The organism is Neolewinella lacunae (assembly GCF_014349155.1).
Taxonomy (GTDB): Bacteria; Bacteroidota; Bacteroidia; order Chitinophagales; family Saprospiraceae; genus Neolewinella; species Neolewinella lacunae.
Genome location: NZ_JACSIT010000087.1, coordinates 1 through 926, shown reverse-complemented (window position 1 = coordinate 926; position 926 = coordinate 1). Strand labels below are relative to the sequence as shown.

The 926-nt window shown below is 59.2% G+C and carries 1 pseudogene; it reads left to right on the top strand.

The features are described 5' to 3' along the window. Positions 1-24: 24 nt before the first annotated feature. Positions 25-926, top strand: a pseudogene (locus H9S92_RS07710) (hypothetical protein); the annotation flags it as partial.

The following is a 926-nucleotide window of genomic DNA, read 5'->3' as shown; positions in this document are numbered from 1 at the left end:
CCGGGTGCTTGTAGCCCCTCTGGTGTGGGTACCAACGTGTTTTACGAGACGTTCAGCTTCACGATCAGTGCGGCTGATATGTACACTTTTGCCTTCAGCGGTGTTGACGACCTGACCGCAGCGTTGTACGGTGGTGGTTTCGACCCTGCTGCTCCCTGTGCCAATATTCTGGCTTACAACGACGATGGCAACGGCAACCTTGATCCGCTGATCATCATTCAACTCGACCTCGTTCCCGGAGACTACACGATGGTAATCACCACCTTCGGCAACGGAGCAACCAGTGATTACACTATGGACATCAGCAGCGCCAACGGCGGCCAGGTCTTCGCGGCCGGCGGCGGTGGCGGCAGCAGCGATGCACCGCTGGTCGACAACGGTTCTTCTGACGCCTGTGGCATCGAGACCTACGCCGTCAGCCAGGCGGACTTCACCTGCGCCAACGTAGGCCCCAACGAAGTTACCCTGACGGTAACGGACGTTAACGGCAACAGTTCCACCTGCACGGCCACGGTAACGGTAGAAGACAACATCGCTCCCGAGATTGTCGTCACCCCCCAAACGGTAGTACTAAGCAACGCCAACGGAACGGCTACCCTGACGGTTGCCGACCTGGCTACCGCTACGGACATCTGCGGCATCGCCTCTTTGACGGCCAGCCAGCTGCTCTTCACCTGCGAAGACATCGGTGAGGTGGAAGTGATCATCACGGCCACGGACGTGAACGGCAACGTAACGACGGCCCCGGTCATCGTGACGGTCCAGTTCCTGCAGCCCAACCTTTCCTGCATCGGCGAGATCAACCTGACGCTCAACGATGACTGCCAGGGCCTGCTGATTCCCCGCATGGTCCTGACGGGCAACGTTGCGTGCCTGGACGTATTTGGCTTTGACATCACGGTAATGGACAGCGACCCGAGCAACGG